The sequence below is a fragment of the Candidatus Methylomirabilota bacterium genome (assembly GCA_027293415.1).
Classification (GTDB): domain Bacteria; phylum Methylomirabilota; class Methylomirabilia; order Methylomirabilales; family CSP1-5; genus CSP1-5.
On sequence record JAPUFX010000053.1, the window covers coordinates 15538 to 37530 of the forward strand.

20 protein-coding genes and 1 riboswitch are annotated in these 21993 nt (G+C 58.0%); all 20 genes read left to right on the top strand.

The annotated features are described in order from the left end of the window. The first annotated feature begins 87 nt into the window (after positions 1-87). Positions 88-1080 carry a uroporphyrinogen-III C-methyltransferase gene (cobA, locus tag O6929_03740; protein ID MCZ6479508.1) on the top strand — a complete coding sequence of 331 codons (993 nt, stop codon included), beginning with the start codon at positions 88-90 and terminating at the stop codon, positions 1078-1080. A 61-nt stretch (positions 1081-1141) separates the two neighbouring features. Further along, positions 1142-1381: an NIL domain-containing protein gene (locus tag O6929_03745; protein ID MCZ6479509.1), complete on the top strand. Its 240-nt coding sequence runs from the start codon at positions 1142-1144 to the stop codon at positions 1379-1381. Positions 1382-1444: 63 nt separating this feature from the next. Continuing rightward, positions 1445-1569: riboswitch (SAM riboswitch) on the top strand. A gap of 70 nt (positions 1570-1639) precedes the next feature. Further along, positions 1640-1870, top strand: coding sequence for an NIL domain-containing protein (locus O6929_03750; protein MCZ6479510.1), 231 nt, complete (start codon positions 1640-1642; stop codon positions 1868-1870). Between the two features lie 45 nt (positions 1871-1915). Continuing rightward, positions 1916-3196 carry a threonine synthase gene (gene thrC / locus O6929_03755; protein ID MCZ6479511.1) on the top strand — a complete coding sequence of 427 codons (1281 nt, stop codon included), beginning with the start codon at positions 1916-1918 and terminating at the stop codon, positions 3194-3196. Positions 3197-3211: 15 nt separating this feature from the next. Next, positions 3212-3487, top strand: a complete 276-nt coding sequence (locus O6929_03760; protein MCZ6479512.1) for a MoaD/ThiS family protein — start codon at positions 3212-3214, stop codon at positions 3485-3487. A gap of 847 nt (positions 3488-4334) precedes the next feature. Beyond that, entirely contained in the window at positions 4335-5132 is a 798-nt protein-coding gene (locus O6929_03765) for an electron transfer flavoprotein subunit beta/FixA family protein (GenBank protein MCZ6479513.1), read from the top strand. 3 nt (positions 5133-5135) lie between these two features. Beyond that, complete coding sequence (locus O6929_03770; GenBank protein ID MCZ6479514.1) at positions 5136-6116, top strand: electron transfer flavoprotein subunit alpha/FixB family protein; 981 nt, start codon at positions 5136-5138, stop codon at positions 6114-6116. A gap of 3 nt (positions 6117-6119) precedes the next feature. Further along, positions 6120-8093, top strand: coding sequence for a (Fe-S)-binding protein (locus O6929_03775; protein ID MCZ6479515.1), 1974 nt, complete (start codon positions 6120-6122; stop codon positions 8091-8093). Between the two features lie 108 nt (positions 8094-8201). After that, entirely contained in the window at positions 8202-9119 is a 918-nt protein-coding gene (locus tag O6929_03780) for a cobalamin-binding protein (GenBank protein MCZ6479516.1), read from the top strand. Between the two features lie 57 nt (positions 9120-9176). Further along, positions 9177-10871: a methylmalonyl-CoA mutase family protein gene (locus O6929_03785; protein MCZ6479517.1), complete on the top strand. Its 1695-nt coding sequence runs from the start codon at positions 9177-9179 to the stop codon at positions 10869-10871. 88 nt (positions 10872-10959) lie between these two features. Further along, positions 10960-11256, top strand: a complete 297-nt coding sequence (locus tag O6929_03790) for a hypothetical protein (protein MCZ6479518.1) — start codon at positions 10960-10962, stop codon at positions 11254-11256. After that, positions 11249-11659 carry a cobalamin B12-binding domain-containing protein gene (locus O6929_03795; protein ID MCZ6479519.1) on the top strand — a complete coding sequence of 137 codons (411 nt, stop codon included), beginning with the start codon at positions 11249-11251 and terminating at the stop codon, positions 11657-11659. The genes O6929_03790 and O6929_03795 overlap by 8 nt, the downstream gene beginning before the upstream one ends. 178 nt (positions 11660-11837) lie before the next feature. Continuing rightward, complete coding sequence (meaB, locus tag O6929_03800; GenBank protein MCZ6479520.1) at positions 11838-12776, top strand: methylmalonyl Co-A mutase-associated GTPase MeaB; 939 nt, start codon at positions 11838-11840, stop codon at positions 12774-12776. 170 nt (positions 12777-12946) lie between these two features. Further along, on the top strand, positions 12947-13849 hold the full coding sequence (locus O6929_03805) for a CoA transferase subunit A (GenBank protein ID MCZ6479521.1): 903 nt from the start codon (positions 12947-12949) through the stop codon (positions 13847-13849). Between the two features lie 43 nt (positions 13850-13892). Continuing rightward, entirely contained in the window at positions 13893-14684 is a 792-nt protein-coding gene (locus O6929_03810) for an acyl CoA--acetate/3-ketoacid CoA transferase subunit beta (protein ID MCZ6479522.1), read from the top strand. 733 nt (positions 14685-15417) lie between these two features. Next, on the top strand, positions 15418-16461 hold the full coding sequence (locus tag O6929_03815) for a glycosyltransferase family 4 protein (protein ID MCZ6479523.1): 1044 nt from the start codon (positions 15418-15420) through the stop codon (positions 16459-16461). A 16-nt stretch (positions 16462-16477) separates the two neighbouring features. Continuing rightward, positions 16478-18643 (top strand): amylo-alpha-1,6-glucosidase, encoded by a 2166-nt coding sequence (locus O6929_03820; GenBank protein ID MCZ6479524.1) that lies wholly within the window; start codon positions 16478-16480, stop codon positions 18641-18643. A gap of 137 nt (positions 18644-18780) precedes the next feature. Then, positions 18781-19260, top strand: a complete 480-nt coding sequence (locus O6929_03825; GenBank protein MCZ6479525.1) for a polyhydroxyalkanoate synthesis regulator DNA-binding domain-containing protein — start codon at positions 18781-18783, stop codon at positions 19258-19260. 282 nt (positions 19261-19542) lie between these two features. Beyond that, positions 19543-20595, top strand: coding sequence for a recombinase RecA (recA, locus tag O6929_03830; GenBank protein MCZ6479526.1), 1053 nt, complete (start codon positions 19543-19545; stop codon positions 20593-20595). A 78-nt stretch (positions 20596-20673) separates the two neighbouring features. Further along, complete coding sequence (locus O6929_03835) at positions 20674-21819, top strand: PilT/PilU family type 4a pilus ATPase (protein ID MCZ6479527.1); 1146 nt, start codon at positions 20674-20676, stop codon at positions 21817-21819. The last annotated feature ends 174 nt before the right edge of the window (positions 21820-21993 follow it).

The window sequence follows — 21993 nt, forward strand, 5'->3', positions numbered from 1 at the left end:
TTCCCGCCTCCTGACAGCCTCGATGGACCTGCCTTTGTTGCGAGGAAATGTCGGGGAATTCGGGAAGGATATTAGGGAGAAGCAGCGATGATTGGATCAATGGTCACGTTTCTTGCTGGCGTCGTCGCCCGTCTCAATTGCTCGAAGCTTGCGCGGCGGGGGAGCGAAATGCTCCAGCGACTTGCCGAGCGAATAGATCACTCCGGGCAGGGAAGAGCGTGTCTTCACGCGGGGAACGGTTGGGGTGTGCCCTTGAGGAGAGGTGGACGGGTCTCTCTGGTCGGGGCAGGGCCAGGCGAACCGGGCCTCCTGACCCTCAAAGGAAAGCTTTGCCTCGAAGAAGCGGACGTGGTCGTCTACGATTATTTGGTGAACGAATCTCTCCTGACGAACTGCCGCCCCGAGGCAGACCGAATCCATGTTGGGAAGCCGGGGTCGTACCAGAGGCTGTCCCAGGAGGAGATTAATCGCCTCTTGATCGAGCGGGCCAGGGAAGGCAAGGTGGTCGTCCGTCTCAAAGGGGGGGATCCATTTATTTTCAGCCGCGGAGGGGAGGAGGCGGAAGCACTTGCCGAGGCAGGGATTCACTTCGAGGTCGTGCCGGGAGTCACCTCGGCTATCGCCGTCCCAAGTTATGCCGGGATTCCCCTCACACACCGAGACTTGGCCTCCACGGTGGCGTTTGTGACCGGGAACGAAAACCTGACGAAGGAGGCCTCAGGAATCGACTGGAAAGCCGTCGCCGGGATGGGGACCATAGTCTTTCTCATGGGAGTCAGTCGGCTGTCCCTGATTGTGGCGAGGCTCGTTGAGGAAGGGCGCGACCCAGAGACTCCCGTCGCGGTGATACAGTGGGGGACCTTGCCCCGGCAAAAGACCGTCACGGGCACGCTGCGAGACATTCGAGAAAGGGCGAGGGGGATGCGGTCACCCGGTATCATCGTCGTCGGAGAGGTGGTAAGGGTTCGAAACCGCCTCAGATGGTTTGAGGAAGGCAGGTGCGTTCGCGAGACTGCAGTGACCCAAACGCAGGGGCACGAGGCGGTCCTCGCCAAGCTGATCCAACCGGAGTCTGCCTAGGCTTGTGAGGGCGAAAAATTTTCGGTACAATGCATCTGCGTTTTCCAGCGCGGAGGCAACTTTGGCGCGAAGACGAGTACATCTCACTTTTCCCGGAAAGCTCATGAACGAACCACTGTTGTGGAAGATGAGTCAGCAGTTCGATCTCGTCTTCAACATCCGTCAGGCGGACTTCACCGAGGGGATTGGGTGGCTTATGGCGGAGTTGGAGGGAGATGAAAAGGGGCTGCAGAGCGGCATACGATGGCTGGAGGAACAGGGCGTCCATGTGGACCCGATCGAGCAGGACGTCGTCCAGTGAGATTTCGCTTGACAGCATCGGCCCCTTTTGCTGTTATTAATGGTTGATTGAATAGAACTTCACTTCTCATCAAGAGCGGCTGAGGGACTGGCCCGACGAAGCCGCGGCAACGGCCCGCCGTTATGGACGGCGGGAGATGTGCTAACTCCTGCACCTCCGATCTTGCGCATCGGGGTGAGAGATGAGAGGGTGGATGCGTAGCGGTTATGCAACCCCTTCTCATACGGAGAAGGGGTTTTTTTTGGGATTGTAAGGGGTATGGCGACGCGGCGTCTCTCTCTGACGTTTCCTTCGGACTTGATCAAGGAACCGGTCATCTACCGGGTTTCGAAGGAGTGCAACCTGGTTCCCAACATTCGAAAGGCCCAGGTCACCGATACCACTGGTGAGGTGATTTTGGACTTTCAGGGACGGGAGGAAGACCTCGAGAGAGGGATAACTTACCTCGTTGACCGCGGAATTACGGTTGAGGAAGTTCGGGAGGAATGATAACGGCGCTGGATCTGTCCGCCAGGTCCATGCGAGGAGGGTTCGATGGTGAAAATCAAGGGGCTACAGTGCCGTGAGTGCGGCCGTCCCTATCCGGCCAAGCCTCTGCATGTCTGTGAGTTCTGCTTTGGGCCGTTGGAGGTTGACTACGATTACGCCAGTCTGAAGAAGGTAGTCAGCCGCAAGCGGATCGAGGCCGGCCCACCGACTATGTGGAGGTATCGCGATTTGCTTCCGATCGAGCAGGAGGTGCCAGTCGGAGAGCACTGCGGCATGACCCCCTTGATCCGGGCAAGACACCTCGAAAAAGCCCTTGGGGCACAGGAAGTCTACATCAAAAACGATGCGGTCTGCCACCCGTCCCTCTCTTTTAAGGACCGTGTCGTCTCGGTCGCCGTGACCAAGGCAATGGAATTTGGTTTTGACGTCGTGTCATGCGCCTCGACCGGGAACCTCGCCAACTCTGTTGCTGCCCATGCGGCGGAAGCGGGTCTCAAGAGTTTTATCTTTGTCCCGGCCGGCCTGGAGCAGGGGAAGATCGTTGGGACATTGATTTACGGTCCCATTTTGGTGGAAGTCGATGGGAACTACGATGAAGTCAACCGGCTGTGCAGCGAGATAGCCGACAGATATGGTTGGGCTTTCGTGAACATCAATATCCGGCCGTATTACGCAGAGGGTTCCAAAACATTCGGCTATGAGATTGCCGAGCAGCTGGGCTGGCATGCTCCGCGACACATCATTGTCCCTTCCGCCGGCGGTTCGCTGGTCACGAAAATTTGGAAAGGGCTGAAGGAGTTTTGCCTGTTGGGACTGATCCCGGAATGTCACACCCGGATGCACGTAGCACAAGCGGCTGGGTGCAATCCGATCGTGACGGCTATTCGCAACAGGTGTGACACCATTCGGCCCGTGCGGCCTGACACGATTTGTAAGTCGTTAGCCATTGGCAACCCCGCGGATGGATACTATGCCTTCAAGGCAGTCGAGGAGAGCAGCGGGTATGCGGCCGATGCCAGCGACGAAGAGATCGTCGATGGGATGAAGCTTCTCGCCGAGACCGAGGGAATCTTTACGGAGACCGCGGGCGGGGTCACGGTGGCTGCGGCCAAGCGATTGATCGATACGGGGGTTATTTCCCATGACGAGAGCATTGTGCTTTCCATCACTGGAAACGGCCTCAAGACGCAGGAAGTGGTCTTTAACGCCCTCAGGCCCACCGTTTCCATCAAGCCGTCGTTGAAATCCTTCGATGAGGCGATTGCGGAACGGCCGGATCTGGAGGCAGAATTCATTTCTCAGGCCCCACCCAACATTCAGGGATAACGTGTGGAGGAAACCATGAGCGTCCTCGTCCGCATTCCGACACCGCTCCGAAGCCTGACGAAGGGCCAGGCTGAGGTTCAGGAAGAGGGGAGCTCTGTTCAGGAGCTCATAGAAAACCTGGAAGACAAGTACAAGGGATTAAAAGAGCGGCTTTGCGATGGGCAGGACATCCGCCGCTTCATCAATATTTATGTAAACGACGAGGACATCCGGTTCCTCCAAGGAACCGCGACACCGCTCAAGCCTGGAGATCAAATCTCTATCGTCCCAGCCATTGCTGGGGGGAGGTAATCCCCCCAAGCTGCCTCGCATATAATCCCTGACCCACCATAAGACGGGACGCCCTCCCGGGCGCCATACAGCCTGGGAGGGCGTTTTGCTTTCAAAAAGCGTAATTGTAACTGACCGGCACACGGGTTGCATCTGAAGGCCGGGGGCAAACTGGTCGTTGTGGGCGGCGCGTGTCAAGAGGCGTGTAAAGATAATCGAATTTTTGCCGATATACCTTATCAGAGCTAGGAACGTGGCTGCCGTCTCTGATATGGACCTGCCTCACGTGCAGCCATTGAACAGTTCATCGGGGAGAGGGAGCCGATATATGGCTTGCGGAGGAGACATGACGGAGAATGAAAACGGTTTTAACATCCATCAGTGTGACGGCTGCGGTGGGGCTTTGACGAAGCGCGAGCAGCTCTACGGTTTGTGCAGCAAATGCGAGAAACCCGTGCCGTCGGTGGCAAAGAATCCGGGGAAGACACGGAAACAAAGCAAGGAGCGGCGCTCAGCGTAGCATAAGCGTTGTCAGTAGCGCAAGACCCACGCACATGGTGCATTGATACAATCATGGGCCTCGATGGCCCTTTTTTTATGTCCTCGCGACCGTGCATGCCATCCTACACTGCCGACCTGCCGACAAAAAAGTCCCGCGCCTGCTAACGTTTCCCGACGGAGGATGTCGGGAGACGGTTGTCAGAAAGTGACCGGCCGTGTTAGACTTGGGCCTCCCGACGGGTGGTTTCTTTCTAAGTGGGGGGAAAGGCGTGTTTGTTTCGGGCCCCACGGAGGATAGCCCACTTTCGAGATTCCCACGCCGCCACGCGACGGCGGATCCTTACCGACACGCACCTGGGGGGAAGTGATGCGCATCGTTGTGTGTCTCAAACAGATCATCGATCCCGAGCTTCCCAGCAGTCAATTTAAAATTGATCCAGGGTCAAAGCGACAGCAACCAAATGGTCATCCGCTCGTCATCAGCCCTTACGATGAAAATGCCCTTGAGCTCGCGCTGCAGCTCAAAGACCAAGCTGCTGGCCATGTGACAGTGCTCAGCGTCGGGCAGTCTTCGGCAGTCAGCGCCCTCCGCAAAGGGGTGGCCATGGGTGCGGACGAGGCCGCCTTGATCAGCGATCCTGCCCTTGAGGGATCCGATGCCTTTGGGATTGCTGCCGCATTGGCTCAAGGGATTCAGAAGCTAGGGCCACCAGATCTGGTCCTCTGTGGTTGCGAGTCCGGAGACTGGGCCGATAGGATCATTGGCCCCATTCTGGCGGAAGCGCTTGGAATCCCCTGTGTTACCTATGTTGCCCGGGCGGAGAAACATAACGGTCACGTGCGAGCCCAGCGGGTGGTGGAGGAGGGTTACGAGATTTGGGAGGTTACGCCACCCCTGTTGCTCACCATCCTCAGTCACGAATCGAATGTCCCCAGATATCCGAAGGTCAAGAACATCATGACTGCCTCCCGGAGGCCAATCTCGACATGGTCTCTCAGTGATATTGGTCTCGATACGGGACATGTCGGGAACGCGGTCACCCGAGTTGAGATCCAGGAGCTTACCCTGCCGATGCGAGAGTCTCGCTGTGAGTTCCTCGAAGGAGAGCCAGGGGAGCAAGTCGCGTCGTTGATCACGAAACTCCGAGAGAAAAAGGTGATTTGAGCCATGGGCGGAATCTTTGTGTTTGCCAAAGTGGAGAATGGAGTTCCCTCCCGTTCAACCCTCGAACTCTTGGGCGGTGCCCAAAAAATCGCTGCGGGGCTGGAGGAGCCTGTCACTGCCGGCCTTCTGGGCCAGGGGGATGCGGCTCTCTTGTACGCCTATGGGGTGGAAACTGTCTATCGGGTCGATCATCCCCTGCTGAAAGAATACCAGGCTGATTTACATTTGCTGGCCCTGGAACGGATCGGCCGGACGGCTGAACCCCGGGTCATCCTCCTGCCTGGGGATTCCTTGGGGCGAGACCTCGCCGGTCGCCTGGCCTTCCGCCTCCAGACAGGAATTGTCACAGAAGTGATAGATATCGACGTACACGCTTCAGAAAAAAGTCTGCGCTTTACTCGCCAGACCTATGGAGGCAAGGCCATAGCCGCTATCGTTCCGAAGGCCTTTCCCGTGGTCGCAACACTGAAGCCTCGGACCTTTGATCCGGCTGCCCGAGCGGGCGACAGGACAGGAACCGAGATCCCGGTAGAGGCTCCCCTCGACGGTGCGCAGGCACGAACCCGGTTGGTGGAACGTGTCCAGGAGGAGACCACAGGTGTGAAACTCGAGGACGCCCAGGTGGTGATCTCTGGTGGCCGGGGGCTCGGAGGCCCCGAGGGATTCGACTTGTTGGTGGAGCTTGCCCGTGTTCTCAAGGGAGCGGTGGGGTCGTCACGGGCTGCCACCGATGCCGGATGGGTTCCCTCCTCAATGCAGGTGGGGCAGACAGGAAAGACGGTCAGCCCGGACCTGTATATTGCTGTTGGGATTTCTGGGGCTACCCAACATGTGGCCGGGATCAGTGGCGCCAAGACCATTGTCGCCATCAACACAGATCCAGAGGCCTCTATCTTTAAGGTTGCTCACCTCGGAATCGTGGGTGACTACAAGGCAATCCTTCCTCCCTTGATTGCCAAGTGTCGAGAACTCGTGGGAGGATGAGGCATGGACCAGGTGCCGGCCAGGGAAATCTACTGGAACATTTCAGAGCACCTGTTGCTCTATATCCTCTTCCTGCCTTTTCTCGCCATCTTCCTGTACGGTTGCTACAAAGCCTGGGGCGCCCTCCTACTCGGCAAGGGAGAGGTGCGGCTCGGTGAGCTGAAAGCGCGCCTCAAGGCGCTCACCAACCAAGGCCTCTTGCAGCGGCGGATCGCCCAGGAGAAATACGCTGGCCTCATGCATCTCACCCTCTCCTGGGGATTTCTCGTCCTCCTCATCGCCACCACCTTGGTTGCTTTCCAGGATTACTTTGGTCTCCCGGTCCTCCAGGGTTCCTTCTATCTCTATTTCATGTCATTCACTGTCGATCTCTTCGGCCTCGCGGCCGTCCTTGGAACGCTGATGGCTATCATCCGGCGATTCGTTCGCCCTCCAGCCCGCCTGATGGAGCCCCGGGGGCCCGATCGTTTCGGCTGGCTCCTTATTCTTTTCTTGGGTGTCCTGTTGACCGGATTCCTTGTGGAAGGGCTCCGGATCGCAGCAACCGGCGACCCATGGGGTCCCTGGTCGCCCGGAGGGTGGGTTTCGGCGCTTCTCTTCCGCGGAGTCGGGGCGGGGTATGCGGAAGCGTTTCATCAGGTCCTTTGGTGGGTGCACGCTGCACTCTCCTTTGGCTTCATCGCTGCCATTCCGTATACGGGCGTGTTTCATCTGTTGACGGCCCCGGTCAACGTCTTTCTCCGTAACCCGCAACCCTCAGGCGTGCTCAGCCCATTGGCGGTGGAGGAAGAACGGCTGGGGGCCTCGACCATCAGGGACTTCACGAAGAAGGCGCTCTTGGATCTGTACGCGTGCACCGAGTGCGGGCGATGCCAGGATGTCTGTCCTGCATGGACCACTGGGAAACCCCTGACCCCCAAAGGGGTGATCCTCGATCTTCGGGACCATTTGACCAAAGTACACCGCGGCGACGAGACCCGGCGAATGGTCGGCGAGGTGATCACCGAGGATGTTCTCTGGGCCTGTACCACGTGCGGGGCGTGCCATGAAGCCTGTCCCGTCTATATCGAGCCCATTCCCAAGATTCTGGACATGCGCCGTCACCTCGTGATGGAAGAGGCGAGGTTTCCAGAGCAGATGCAGGAGGCACTCAGGAGCCTGGAGACTCGAGGGCATCCGTATAAAGGAGTGAGTGCCGGTCGGGCCGATTGGGCCAAGGGACTCCGGATCCCCGAAGCGGCGAAACTCAAGGAAGTAGATCTCCTGTACTGGGTCGGCTGCGCGGGCGCTTTTGATGAACGCGGCCAACAGGTAAGTCGGGCCATGGTGCAGGTACTGGAAGCGGCTGGGGTGGAGTTCGCTATCCTGGGCAATGAAGAGCGCTGCACGGGAGATCCGGCCAGGCGGATCGGCAATGAGTATCTTTTTCAACTCCTGGCCCAGGAAAACATTACGACCTTGAACCGGTACCAAGTGAAAAAAATTGTGACCGCCTGTCCACACTGCTTCAACACGCTGAAGCACGAGTATCCCCAGTTTGGTGGGGAATTCGAGGTGGTCCATCACAGCCAATTCCTGGCCCAGCTCCTGCGGGATGGGCACTTGGCCATCCAAAAGCGATTCAGCGGGACCGTGAGCTTTCATGATCCCTGTTACCTGGGGCGCCACAATGGGATCTACGATGATCCCCGGGAAGTGATTGGTTATTTTCCGGGCTTTCATCAGGTCGAGATGCCCAGGTGTCGAGAGAAGGGGTTTTGCTGTGGTGCCGGCGGGGGATTGATGTGGGTCGAGGAGCGGATTGGCAAACGCATGAACCTCGAGAGAACAGATGAGTTCTTGACGACCGGGGCGTCCGTCGTGGCGACCGCCTGCCCCTTTTGTCTGACGATGATGACCGACGGAATCACCGTGCGCGGGAAGAGTCAGACGGTGAAAGCCTACGATCTGGCTGAGCTGGTGGCCCGCGCACTATGACGGTTCAGAGTTGAGAGTTCAGGGTTCAGAACCACCAACTCGACATTAAGCGGCGTTCATCCCTGAACCATGAAGGCTGAACCGTGAACTCCCACCCGAGGTGGGGCAATGCGTGTCGTGTCTTTGTTGCCCAGTGCGACAGAGATTGTATATCTGTTGGGGCTGGGAGATCAGCTCACGGGGGTGAGCCATGAGTGCGACTTCCCTCTCGCTGCCCTCGACAAGCGAAAGATCATCAGACTTGCTTTTGAAGGTTTTGGGCTCAGTAGCCAAGAGATCGATGGACGTGTCCGGGATGCACTGGAGCGGGGAGAAAGGATCTATCAAATCGATCTTGAGGCGCTACAAGCGGCTGATCCTGACCTTATCCTGACCCAGGAGCTTTGCGACGTCTGTGCCGCCCCCTACCAAGATGTGCTGGAGGCGGTAACGAAACTTTCGCGGAAACCGGAGGTCCTTTCGCTAGATCCTAAGTCTCTCGGAGATGTACTCAAGGATGTCGAACGGGTAGGGGAGGCCACCGGGCGCCTCAGGGAGGCGGAGGACGTTGTCAGGTCATTACAGAAAAGAATCGAAACTGTTGTGACCCGGACCGCGAAGACAACCCCTCGGCCCACGGTCGTGTGCCTGGAGTGGCTTGACCCGCTAATGGCCTCTGGACACTGGATCCCCGAGATGGTAGACCTGGCCGGGGGGAAGGAGCCGCTGGGGAATCTGGGCACTCCTGCCCGACGGATTGCGTGGGAACACATCCTCGCCTCTGTCCCCGAGATCCTCGTCCTCATGCCTTGCGGGTTTGCTGTGGATCGGGTCCTTGAGGAGATCCATCTCCTCACGAGGCTTCCAGGCTGGGAGGGTCTGCCGGCCGTTCAGAAGGGAAGGGTGATTGCCGTGGACGGCCATGCTTATTACAGCCGATCGGGACCACGTCTGGTGGAGGGTCTAGAGATCCTGGCTCATCTTGTGCATCCGGAACTCTTCCCGGGCCCGGTTCCGGAGGAGATTGCGAAAGTCGTTGATCACTGACTGTCACCCCCAGGTGCGGACATCGCAGATTGATATGGTCGAGAATGAGATCCGACGATGCCTAAGGATAAATTAAAGCAGATCGAGGGGGCGGCAAAGACATGGGAGGAGGAGACACTCCATCCCGCGTTGGAGAAGTCACCCGAGCGAGCGCAGGAGTTCAACACGGTCTCTGGGCACCCCGTGCGACGGCTTTATACGCCTTGCGACCTCACTGATTTCGACTATATCCGGGAGCTCGGTTTCTCGGGCCTGTATCCGTTCACCCGCGGCGTCTATCCCACGATGTATCGCGGCAGGGTCTGGACCATGCGGATGTTTGCTGGCTATGGCACCGCCGAGGAGACGAATCAACGATTCAAGTATCTCTTGGAACAGGCACAGACAGGTCTGTCGGTGGCCTTTGATCTGCCGACGCTGATGGGGTACGACTCCGACCATCCGATGTCACGAGGAGAGGTGGGGAAGTGCGGGGTGGCGATTGACACCCTGGCAGATATGGAGACGCTCTTCGAGGGCATTCCTCTGGGAGACGTGACCACCTCGATGACCATCAACTCGCCTGCAGCGATTCTCTGGGCAATGTATATCGCTGTCTGCGAGAAACAGGGTGTACCTTATGACCGAATCGGTGGAACGACCCAGAATGATATTCTCAAAGAATTTACCGCGCAGAAGGAATACGTTTTCCCCCTCGGGTCCTCTATGCGCCTTGTGGTAGATACTATTCTCTTCGGGGCCCGGTGTCTCCCTCGGTGGCATCCGGTTAGCATCAGCGGGTATCATATTCGGGAGGCAGGTTCAACGGCTATCCAGGAGCTGGCCTTTACCTTGGCAGACGGCATGGCATATGTCGAAGCAACCATGGAGGCGGGCCTCGACGTGGATGCCTTCGCACCGCGGCTGTCTTTCTTCTTTAACGTCCACAATGATTTCTTTGAAGAAATTGCCAAGTTTCGCGCCGCGAGGCGCATTTGGGCGAGATTGTTGCGAGAGCGGTACGGCGCCAAGGATCCGCGATCCTGGCTGCTCCGAACCCATGCACAGACGGCGGGATGCGCCCTGACCGCCCAGCAACCCTATAATAACGTCGTGCGAGTTGCGATTCAGGCCCTGGCCGCGGTCCTGGGTGGAGCGCAGTCGCTCCACACCAACGCCTTGGATGAAACGCTGGCGCTTCCGACGGAAAAGGCAGCTACGATCGCTCTGCGGACGCAGCAGATCATCGCCCACGAAACCGGAGTAACCCAAACGATCGACCCCGTGGGGGGGTCTTATTTTATCGAGACCCTGACTCGGGAGATGGAGGAAGCGGCCTGGGACTACATTCAAAAGATCGACAACCTGGGGGGGATGGTCAGGGCGATTGAGAAGGGCTTCCCGCAGCAGGAGATCGCCGACGCCTCCTATCGGTACCAGCAGGGGGTCGAGGCAGGGGAGCAGGTGGTGGTCGGGGTAAACCGATTCGTCGCCGAGGCGGACGGACCGATCCCGCTACTCCAGATCGACCCGGACGAGGCAGCCCATCGGCAGGTAGAAAAGATTCACCATTTGAAAAAACAGAGGGACTACGGGCGGGTCGAGCAAACGTTGGATGCTCTCCGAAGGGCAAGTGATGGGAGCGATCCTTGGGCTCGAAACCTTCTTATGCCGAAGATCCTGGATGCGGTCCGGGCCTACGCGACCTTAGGAGAGATCATGGGGGTCTTCCGGGAAGCATGGGGGGAATACGTTGAGCCGGCCATCCTTTGATCCCGTCGGCGACTGCGGTATCATTGACACTACGTTCTTCGGCGGAAATGGGTTTCATGAGAACGGTCAAGGGAGCGAAGGTGACACTATGAGCAAGACATACGGGGTCCGGTTCGATCTCTGGGTGGCCGGGAGACTTGAGCCACAATTGATCCTTTTCGAACAGGAAGATCGGCCTACCGAAACAGAAATTGTCGGTTGTGTTCGCGATAGGGGCAAGAGCATGGGGGGCACACTTTTCGGAAGCGAGTCAAAGGAGCCAGAGCTACAGGTAGAGTATCGTTCAGGGGTAGCAAATGACCAGGAATTCTGGGGGCGTGATCCAGGGTTTGGGGCGCTTTGTCAAGAGGTGAAGTACGAAACGCGTGAGGGCAATGATGGGTGAGGAGCGGAAGACTCGTGTGTTGGTTGCGAAGCCGGGGCTTGATGGCCATGACCGCGGGGCCAAGGTGATCGCTCGGGCCTTTCGAGACGCCGGGTTCGAAGTAATCTATACCGGGCTTCGGCAGACACCGGAAATGATTGTGAGTGCCGCGATCCAGGAGGACGTCGATGCCATCGGTCTTTCCTGCCTTTCGGGAGCCCATATGTACCTGTTCCCGCACGTCGTAAAGCTTCTTCGGGAGCGTGGGGTGGACGACGTGGTGGTATTCGGCGGTGGAACGATTCCGGACGACGATATCCCCAAGTTGAAGGAGGCAGGGATCACTGAAGTCTTTACCCCAGGGACTCCAACGTCGGTCGCTATTGACTTCGTCCGGAACCATGTGCGGCCCAGAAAGACATGAAGCATGAGCCTCCTCTCGGCTCGCCATCATGAAACCTCGTGAAATGGCTTTTTAGAACGGTTTATGAATATAATGCGAACTCTGAAGGATATAATTGTATCTACTTGAAATATGTGAGAATGGATATGCGCGAGCTATCTGCACATTGGGAACCGTGAGCAGCGCATCAGGATGAAAAGTGGAGATCGTTGAGAGGGTGCGGCAAGGGGATGTTCGGGCGATGGCCCGCCTGATGTCGCTGATCGAGAATTATTCGCCAGACGCAACACTGGCTTTGAAACAGCTCTATGCCTTCACAGGCCAGGGGTTGATCGTGGGGATCACCGGTCCTCCGGGCTGTGGCAAGAGTACCCTCACCGATCAGCTCACCCAGGAGTTCCGGCGGGGTGGGAAGACCGTAGGGATTGTTGCCGTGGACCCCACCAGCCCGTTTACAGGGGGAGCGATCCTGGCTGATCGCATCCGGATGCAGCAACACAGTCTGGACGCCGGGGTCTTCATCAGGAGTATGGCCACCCGAGGGCACCTCGGAGGCCTGGCCAAGGCCACCTACGATGTGGTGAATGTGCTGGATGCGGCGGGAAAGGAGATCATTCTTGTTGAAACAGTAGGCGTGGGACAGGATGAAGTCGAGGTGGTGAAGACGGCACACCTCTCCATTGTTGTGTCTGTTCCGGGTCTTGGAGATGATATTCAGGCCATCAAAGCTGGAATCTTGGAGATTGCGGATATCTTCGTCGTCAACAAGGCAGACCGTGAAGGTGCGAATAAGACCGTGACAGAGCTCCAAGCCATGCTGGCTCTCGGCCCGGAGCGCTCAGAAGGAAGCCCTCCCATATTCAAGACAGTGGCTCCCCAAGGGCAGGGAATCGCGGAACTGGCCCAGGGAATTCTTGCCCGTCAGGCACATCTAGATCGAGAAGGGTTTCGGCAGACGCGTCAGCGGGAACGGAGTCGGGCTCTCTTTCTGGAGCTCCTCCAGGAGCGGGTGACCCGGCGTCTCCTGGAGCAGGCCATCGCCAATGGAAGCTTCGAGGAAACGATCGAGCGGATTGCAGATCGTGATCTCGATCCGTATTCGGCGGTGGAAGAGCTCCTCGGGAAGGCGGGTCTCTGACCCATGCCTCGTGGTATCCCCCAGTCCATAACGGTCATTTCCGCACCTCCCGGAACATATCGATACCCCGGCCAATTTCATGCTTGCAGCGGAATGGTGTGCCGATGAGGGTGCTCGCCTCAGGGGGAGGCTTGTGTCGTTGGGTACACCCCGACGATTTTCGAGAGTGGGTGCAGGTTCATAAGAGTCGGGAGCCGGTGGAAAAGTTGGTGACGGAGGACGAGGCCGTCTCCCGATGTGTCGCGGACGGGGACTATGTCGCCTACGATTTTTCCTCCCTTACCCGAGGTCCCCAGGCCCTCGTTCGGGAAATTATCCGGCAACACAAGCGGAACCTCTGGATCTGCGCCGAGTTTACTCTGCACGATTCGTCCCTGCTGGTCGGGGCTGGGTGCGTCGACCGCATCGACGTGGGATTCTTGGGATATGGCAATTACATCGGACGGGCCGTGGTGGAAGGGAGAGTCCAGGTCTTTGAATGGACCAACGGGGCGTTGGCCTTTCGGATGCTCGCCGGAGCCAGAGGCATCCCCTTCATGCCGATGCGGAACCTCTTGGGAACAGACACATTCCTCCAATCGGGGGCGAAGGTGGTGGAAGATCCTTTTGGCGGCGATGCCGTCTGCCTGGTCCCGGCGCTGAACCCAGATGTCTTCCTCGTCCATGTCCATCAAGCGGATGTGTACGGAAACGCCCGGATCTTCGGAACCAACCTCTTTGCCTTGGAGGGAGCCATGGCCTCGAAAAAGGTCATCGTTTCTGCCGAGGAGATTATTGAGCCCCTCGAGTTTCGGAAAGAGCCGGCGAAGACGACTATTCCGTACTTTCTTGTGAGTGCGGTCGTGCATCTCCCTTTTGGGGCGTACCCGGGTGGGGTACCCGGCAGGTACGAGCTGGACGTCGAGCATATCCAGCACTTGAACGAGATCGAGACCGAGGACCACATGCGAGGGTACCTTGATTCGTGTGTGTATAGCGTCGGGAATCACGCCGAGTTTTTGGGCCGAAGGGTAGGATGGAAACGCCTGACTGATATGGTCTGCCGGGCATCGATTAAAGAAGGATATGGATAGCCCACGACTGGACACGCCCGGGGGGTGACCCTGTAGGGAGAAGATGGATAACGTTGCTGGATTCACCGATACGGAGCTCATGATCTGCGCGGCCGCGCGCCTGCTCGAAGACCGAAAGACGGTATTTGTCGGGTGGGGGATTCCTCAGGTGGTTGCTCTGTTGGCCGAGAAGCTCTATGCGCCAAATTTGGTCCAGGTCTTCGAGTTTGGGGCGATCGGCCCTCAGTCTTTGACCCCCTTTGTCCGAGGGACCATGGGGGGGCCATCCAACATATACCGGTCTCTCCAATGGACCAACATGAACTGGGCCTTCTCGTACGCCGCAACGGGATACCTGGATTACGGAATGATCGGTGCCCTCCAAGTGGATGCATACGGCAATGTGAATTCGACCCTCTTGGGCGGAACCTACGATCGGCCCGGACGACGGTTCCCTGGAAGCGGAGGGGGAAACGAAGTTGCCTCCCTCTGCTGGAAGACCATCGTCGTTTTGAAACATGAGCCGCGCCGTTTCGTGCAGCGCCTCGACTTTATGACCTCCCCGGGGTACCTGACAGGTCCCAGGGCCAGGGAAAGGGCCGGTCTCCCACGGGGCACCGGACCCTATCGTGTCGTCACGTCGCAAGCCGTCTTCGGCTTTGACGAGGAGACAAAGCACATGCTTCTCCTCGGCGCGTTGCGGGGAATTGCCAAGGATCAAGTGATCCGGGGGATGAGTTTTCAGCCCATGGTGGCAGAGAAGGTAGAAATTGTGGAACCGCCAACACAAGAGGAGCTGAGGGTTCTGCGTGAAGAGATCGACCCGGCCCGAATGATCATCGGACGACCCGCCTGATGCGCGATGGGGCAATCTTGAGGTGAGGGTGAGCGGGATTTTCCGCACATGCTGAGGGGTGTGAGGAGTCCGGCTTCAAACCTGGGGATCCTCGGGGGCTGCTGTGGCACCACCCCTGCTCACCTCGAGGCGGTCGTCCACTCCCTCCGTCACCTGTGAAAATCCCCTTCCTCCAAAATTCCTCTTGACATTCCCCTGACAACTCTTTAATTTTCGCCCTTGTGTCTTCAACCAGGAAGGGGGTGAGATCACTGTATGGCCAAGGGAGACCGCAAGATGGCTAAGCTGGCCTCCCGGGTGGTAAACAATGGCGACACCCGGGAATATTCCTGCTCGGCCGACGGAACCAAAATGACTTGGGTCCAATACGTTGGAGAAAATGGCCGAGGCAGGACCGCGCTGCGTTGCGAGAAGTGCGGGGCTATCAAATTTCGATCCGATCTGTGATCGTCGTTCAGGGTGGCAAAGGGGGGGGGCATCTGTCCCCCCTTTTTTGTCTCATGCATCCTCGAAGGAACGCTCAGATGATCCTTGAAAAATGGCATCATTCTTGAAGTGAATTGTGAAACATCGTCCGGCGCTCGAAAGAGGTGTTCCTCCCGCTCTTACCAGAAGAGACGAAACCGCACCCCTCATGCAAGGCTATGGCGCAGCGGAGAGAATGGAGTATAATATAACGTCAGGATGAAAGCTGTTGCTCTAACTGCTTAATTTGCATGGAGGTGAGGATCCGGTGAGAATTGCACAGGTCGCTCCGCTGTATGAAAGTGTTCCCCCCAAACGCTACGGAGGTACCGAGCGGGTGGTTTCGTACCTGACGGAAGAGTTCGTTCGGCAGGGCCACGACGTGACCCTCTTCGCCAGCGGGGATTCGGTGACCACGGCGCGTCTTGTTGCGCCGTGTCATCGCTCCCTCCGTTTGGACAAGTCCTGCATGGATCAGCTGGCCTATCACGTGATTGAAATCGAGAACGTATTTCGCAACTCGTCCCGCTTTGACATCATACATTTCCATCACGATTATCTGCACTTCCCCCTGGCCAGGCGTGAGAGAACATCGGTCGTGACTACCTTGCACGGGCGGCTCGATATCCTAGACCTGCTTCCTCTGTTCCGGGAATTCTCCGAGATGCCCGTCGTGTCCATCTCCGATGCCCAGCGCGAACCCCTGCCCCGCCTCAATTGGCAGGGGACGGTCTACCACGGGCTTCCGGCGAACATGTATTCCTTCCAGGAGGAACCCGGGAAGTACCTGGCCTTCCTTGGCCGTATCTGCCCGGAGAAACGGGTCGATACCGCCATCGAAATTGCCAAGCGGACGGGGATGGAACTCAAGATCGCGGCCAAGGTGGACAAAGTGGACCAAGAGTACTTCGCAGACATCATCCGGCCGCTGCTCGATCACCCGTTGATCGAGTACGTCGGGGAGATCGGAGAGGCGGAGAAGGATGCGTTTCTGGGAAACGCGTACACACTTCTCTTTTCCATTGACTGGCCGGAACCCTTCGGGTTGGTGATGATCGAGGCCATGGCCTGTGGCACGCCCGTCATTGCGCGACGCCGGGGATCTGTTCCTGAAGTGATGGAGGAGGGTGTCACAGGGTTTATCTGCGATACGGTGGAGGAGGCAGTCAGAGCGGTGCAGGAGGTCAAGAGTCTCGACCGCAAGCGTTGTCGACAGGCCTTTGAAAAACGGTTTACGGTGGCACAGATGGTGCAAGGATACGTGGCCATCTATGAGCGGCTGCTGGGGCGGCCGCAAAAGCTCGCCGCCTAGAACGGATCTAGTGCCCGTGAAAGACGTCATTCGCATCAGAGACGAGTTTTACATTCTGGCGACCTCATCCCTCGCGGACGATCGGACACGGGTCTTGAAAGAGGGGGAAACCTTCGCCGTTTTCGACCGCTTCGGCGATATCCAGGCGACCGGCCTAGGGGAACAAGGGCTGTACCACGAGGGGACGCGGTTCCTGAGCCGCCTGGAAGTGCGGCTGGATGACCAACGCCCACTGCTGTTGAGCTCCACTGTGCGGGAGGATAACGCCCTCCTGACCGTAGACCTCACCAACCCGGACATTTCACTTGACGGGCGGATAGCCCTGCTCCGAGACACCCTGCACCTGTTTCGCTCGAAGCTGCTCTGGCAGGGTTGCTGCTACGAGCGCTTCCGATTACACAACTATGCCCACCATCCTGTGGAGATCTCCATCACCGTCCGACTCGCAGCCGACTTTGCCGACATCTTCGAGGTGCGCGGGGTCAAGCGGGCACAGCGGGGCACCCTCCTGCCCGCCGAGGTGGAAGACTCGCGTCTCGTCTTGGGCTATCGAGGCCTCGATGGGGTTGTCCGCCGGACCCGTGTGCAGTTCTCTCCAGAACCGACGAGCCTTGCCGACTCCGAGGTTGCCTGGAAAATCCGAATGGGCCCCCACAGCGAGACGACGGTTTTTCTCACCGTCTCTTGCGAAGCCGAGCCCCCCGGGCCAGCAATCTGGACCTACGATCAAGCGGCTGCCATGACGGCGAAGGCCTTGCAACAGGCCGCATCCCGGACCTCTAGCATTTACACATCTAACGAGCAGTTCAACGACCTCGTGAACCGTTCGCTGGCGGATGTCCACATGATGGTCACCTACACGGACAAGGGGCCCTTCCCCTATGCCGGGATCCCCTGGTTCTCGACCCCCTTTGGTCGGGATGCGCTCATCACTGCCTTAGAGCTTCTCTGGTTGGATCCCGATATTGCACGCGGAGTGCTGGCCTTTCTCGCCTCCACCCAGGCAAAAGAGGCCTTGCCTGAGAGCGATGCTGAACCCGGTAAGATCGTCCATGAGATTCGGCGGGGAGAGATGGCCACGCTTGGCGAGATTCCCTTCGGGCGCTACTACGGCAGTGTCGATGCCACCCCCCTGTTTGTGTTTCTGGCGGGAGCGTACTACGACCGAACTGGAGAGATGCCTTTCATTGAAGAACTCTGGCCTTCCATCGAAATGGCGCTTGAATGGATTGACCGCTGGGGCGACATGGACGGAGACGGCTTCGTGGAGTACAGCCGACGGTCTGCCCACGGGTTGATCCATCAAGGGTGGAAGGACTCCGACGACGCCGTATTCCACGCTGACGGCACCCTCGCAGAGGGCGCCATCGCCCCCTGCGAGGTACAGGCGTACGTGTATGCTGCCAAGACGGCCGCCGCCGCACTGGCCGATCGTCTCGGCAAGGCCGAACTGGCTGTGAGGCTCCAACATGAAGCCCGAACCCTCCAAGAACGGTTCGAAGAGGCCTTCTGGTGTGAGGATCTTGGGACGTATGCTCTGGCGCTCGACGGCGACAAACGCCCCTGTCGGGTTAAATCTTCAAACGCCGGACAATGTCTCTTTTCGGGAATCGTAGCCCCAGAGCGAGCCCGGCGAGTAGCTGAGACCTTGCTTCACCACGATTCCTTCAGTGGATGGGGCGTCCGGACAGTGGCTGCATCCGAGGCCCGTTACAATCCCATGTCCTACCACAACGGCTCAGTCTGGCCCCATGATAATGCCCTGATTGCCTTCGGACTGGCACGGTACGGACTTACCGACCCGCTTTTCCGGATTGTTACGGGGCTCTTCGACTCCAGTCTCTTTACGGATCTCCATCGGTTGCCTGAACTCTTCTGCGGATTTCCTCGCCGCCCCGGGGAGGGCCCCACCCCGTACCCTGTGGCCTGTGCGCCCCAATCGTGGGCGGCCAGCTCCGTGTTTCTTCTCCTCCAAGCCTGCCTCGGACTCTCATTTAACGCTGCGGAACAAGAGATTCGCTTCTCCCATCCGGTGCTGCCTCCGTTCCTGCAGACGGTGGAGATAAAGCAGCTGCGAATGAACGAGGCCTCCCTCGACCTCGTGCTGCGCCGTCACGACCACGACGTCGGGATCGAGGTCCTAAGGAAGGAGGGGGAGGCCAGGATCACGACCGTGAAATGATGGTGCTTGCCTACCCGCGTTTGAGCAGCCGCATCCTCCTTGACGCACAGTGGCATTTGCGCTTTGACACCTCTAGACCCCTCTGATATGCTTCAGAACGGGACGAAGAAACGCTCATGTCGCAGGGTGGAGGAGAGGTGGCGGAAGAGCAGACCCTCATTAAAAAGTACAGTAATCGTAAGCTCTACGATCTCAATCGGAGTCGGTACATCACGCTGGAGGAGATCGGCGAGTTAATCCGCCATGGGGGCCAAGTCAAGATCGTTGATGCCGAAACACAGGAAGATCTCACGAACATTACGCTCGTCCAGATCCTCCTCGAGGAGGAAAAGCGACGTAACCTGCTCCCCGTATCCTTCCTGCATCAGCTCATCAAACATGGAGAGATGTACCAGGATTTTTTCCGACAGTACCTCTCTTCCACGCAGGATGCCATGCTCTCCATGCAGCGCGATGCGGAAAAAGGGATCCGGCAGTGGGCAAAGATGGGGGGGCTCGGAGACATAATACTCCCGCGGGAGCCGGCCACCGAGGAAACACCATCAGCGAGCTTGAAGGCGGAGCTCGATTCCCTCAAGGAAAAGCTCAAGGAATTAGAGAAAAAGCTCGGATCCTAAATGCTTCGGAGAAAGACCAACCTCTGGCCTTAATAGCTCCTTCGGGGCAATGGTATGTTGGGCCTACGATGGATTCCTTCCGCACCTGGCCCGCTAAACCACCGTACGCTATGCGGCTTCCTGGTCGGCCCGCTTGAGAAATCTTTCCCTCCTTTTCTTCCGATCCACTCGGGAACGTAAGGCAGGTGCAAGGCTGTTGACACAAGGAGGGAAATGGCATAGGTTCCGGCCAAAGAGCATGGGAAAGGTCGTCGAAGGACGTTTCAGGACGGGGGGGGGCACATGAGTGAAACACGTGAACGGGAACGGGCACTCGATTTGGCCATCGCTCAGATCGAGAAGCTTTACGGGAAGGGAGCGGTCATGCGCCTCGGGAGGGCAGGGGCCTTGGAGCCGATTGCTGCCATTCCGACAGGGTCACTCGAACTGGATTACGCATTAGGAATCGGTGGTGTGCCCCGGGGACGGGTGATTGAGATTTTCGGTCCGGAGTCCTCGGGCAAGACGACGCTGGCGCTCCACATCATTGCTGAGGCCCAGCGGGGTAAGGGGGGGGCTGCCTTTGTCGATGCTGAACACGCGATGGACCCCAAGTATGCTATGGCGCTGGGAGTCAACATCGATGATCTCCTCATTTCCCAGCCGGACACGGGCGAGCAAGCCTTAGACATTACCGAGGTGTTAGTCCGAAGCGGTGCGGTCGATGTGGTGGTCATCGACTCGGTCGCCGCCTTGGTGCCCCGGGCCGAGATCGAGGGGGAGATGGGGGACCCGACCATGGGGCTTCAGGCCCGCCTCATGTCCCAGGCCCTGCGGAAGCTGACGGCGGCGATTTCGAAATCGAGAACGACTGTTGTCTTCATTAATCAGATCCGGGAGAAGATCGGCGTCATGTTCGGCAATCCCGAGACCACCACAGGTGGCCGGGCCCTCAAATTTTACGCCTCTATCCGCCTGGATATCCGCAAGATTGCAAACATCAAAGAGGGAGACAGGGTGCTTGGAGTACGGGTGCGGGTGCGGGTGGTGAAAAACAAGGTCGCCCCTCCCTTCCGCGATGCGGAATTTGACATGATCTTTGGGGAAGGCATCTCCCGCATGTCAAGCCTCGTGGACCTCGGGGTGGCCCACAAAGTGATTGAAAAGAGTGGTGCCTGGTACTCGTACGGCGGAGACAGGATCGGTCAGGGGCGGGAGAACGCGAAGCGGTTCTTGGTGGAAAATCCCCCCATCGCAGACGAGATTCACGGCAAGCTGCGGGCACTGCTGGGGTTGGACGGCGCCCAGAAATCTGAGGAAACTAGCCAAACCCGGGGTGTCCGGGAAGGACAGTGATATCTCACGGGGAGGGTCTTAAGATCCGGCACAAGAAATGCATAATCCCAGCGTGGAACGAAAAACGTTGGGGGTGCCATGGATCTTCGAGATCTCGCAAAAATTGCCGTTGAGCGGAAGGCCTCAGACCTGCATATCAAGGTGGGAGGCCCACCGGTCATTCGGGTCGACCATAGGCTCATCCCTCTCACCGAGATGGGGAAGATCAGTCAGGAAGACGCGATCAAGATGATCTTCTCCGTCATGAACGAAAGCCAAAGGGACCGGTTCAAGGAGAAGCGCGAGATCGACATGGCGTACAGCGTGGCCGGCCTCGGCCGCTTTCGTGTCAACATCTTCCAGCAACGCTCCACCGTCGGGATGGTCATGCGCGTCATTCCGATGAAAATCATGACTATCCAGGAGCTGAACCTTCCCCCCGTGGTGGAGAAGCTCTCTTTGGAGACCAGGGGATTGCTCCTGGTCACCGGCACAACCGGAAGCGGGAAGACCACCTGTCTGGCGTCTATGGTCGAGCATATGAACACACACCGGACAGCACATATCATCACCATCGAGGATCCGATCGAGTACCTCATTCGGGATAAAGAATGCCTGGTCAGCCAACGAGAGGTGGGAACCGACACTGATTCCTTTGCCGAGGCGCTTCGGAGTGCGCTTCGGCAGGATCCCGACGTCATTCTGGTGGGAGAGATGCGGGATTACGAGACGGTTTCTACGGCCCTCCTGGCGTCTGAAACCGGTCATTTGGTTTTGAGCACTCTGCATACGGTGGACGCCGCAGAGACGATCAACCGGATCATCTCCGTCTTTCCACCGTATCAGCAGCGGCAGATACGCCTCCAATTGGCCTCTCTCCTCAAGGGCATCATCTCGTTACGACTGATCCCACGCGCCGATGGACGGGGACGGGTCCCGGCCGCCGAGGTCTTGGTGGTGACGCATACCATTCGGGAATGTATCATCGATTCGGACAAGACCCGCAAGATTCCTGACTTCATTGCCGCCGGCCATAGTCAGTATGGCATGCAGACCTTTGATCAATCCCTCATGACACTGTACCGGCGCAGTCTCGTGAGCTATGAAGAGGCCCTTCTCTGGGCGTCCAACCCGGACGACTTTGCTCTCAGAGTCCGGGGGATCGAGCCAGCCTGGGACGAGGTATTGAAGGCCTCGGAGGAAGATAAGAGCAAGGTTTCTGGGATTGAGCGCCTGACTGGGTAAACCCCCGTCACCCGCCAGGCCGGCATACCACTTCCCGCATCTGGACTTCGCTGCCTCTCCGTGGAATTTCCTTGAAGGTTGATCACCTCCCGTGTTGAAATCTGTGCATTTCCTTGACATTACGGGCATGATTCCCTACCATATAAATCTCTGTTTGTTTTTGGCTATCAGGGA

Excerpts from the sequence above, each read along its gene's own strand:
- thrC (MCZ6479511.1), top strand. The coding sequence starts at position 1,916 with ATGGTGAAAATCAAGGGGCTACAGTGCCGTGAGTGCGGCCGTCCCTAT.
- O6929_03765 (MCZ6479513.1), top strand. The coding sequence starts at position 4,335 with ATGCGCATCGTTGTGTGTCTCAAACAGATCATCGATCCCGAGCTTCCC.
- cobA (MCZ6479508.1), top strand. The coding sequence starts at position 88 with ATGATTGGATCAATGGTCACGTTTCTTGCTGGCGTCGTCGCCCGTCTC.
- O6929_03760 (MCZ6479512.1), top strand. The coding sequence starts at position 3,212 with ATGAGCGTCCTCGTCCGCATTCCGACACCGCTCCGAAGCCTGACGAAG.
- O6929_03795 (MCZ6479519.1), top strand. The coding sequence starts at position 11,249 with ATGGGTGAGGAGCGGAAGACTCGTGTGTTGGTTGCGAAGCCGGGGCTT.
- recA (MCZ6479526.1), top strand. The coding sequence starts at position 19,543 with ATGAGTGAAACACGTGAACGGGAACGGGCACTCGATTTGGCCATCGCT.
- O6929_03780 (MCZ6479516.1), top strand. The coding sequence starts at position 8,202 with ATGCGTGTCGTGTCTTTGTTGCCCAGTGCGACAGAGATTGTATATCTG.
- O6929_03810 (MCZ6479522.1), top strand. The coding sequence starts at position 13,893 with ATGGATAACGTTGCTGGATTCACCGATACGGAGCTCATGATCTGCGCG.
- O6929_03750 (MCZ6479510.1), top strand. The coding sequence starts at position 1,640 with ATGGCGACGCGGCGTCTCTCTCTGACGTTTCCTTCGGACTTGATCAAG.
- O6929_03770 (MCZ6479514.1), top strand. The coding sequence starts at position 5,136 with ATGGGCGGAATCTTTGTGTTTGCCAAAGTGGAGAATGGAGTTCCCTCC.
- O6929_03790 (MCZ6479518.1), top strand. The coding sequence starts at position 10,960 with ATGAGCAAGACATACGGGGTCCGGTTCGATCTCTGGGTGGCCGGGAGA.
- O6929_03835 (MCZ6479527.1), top strand. The coding sequence starts at position 20,674 with ATGGATCTTCGAGATCTCGCAAAAATTGCCGTTGAGCGGAAGGCCTCA.
- O6929_03785 (MCZ6479517.1), top strand. The coding sequence starts at position 9,177 with ATGCCTAAGGATAAATTAAAGCAGATCGAGGGGGCGGCAAAGACATGG.
- O6929_03775 (MCZ6479515.1), top strand. The coding sequence starts at position 6,120 with ATGGACCAGGTGCCGGCCAGGGAAATCTACTGGAACATTTCAGAGCAC.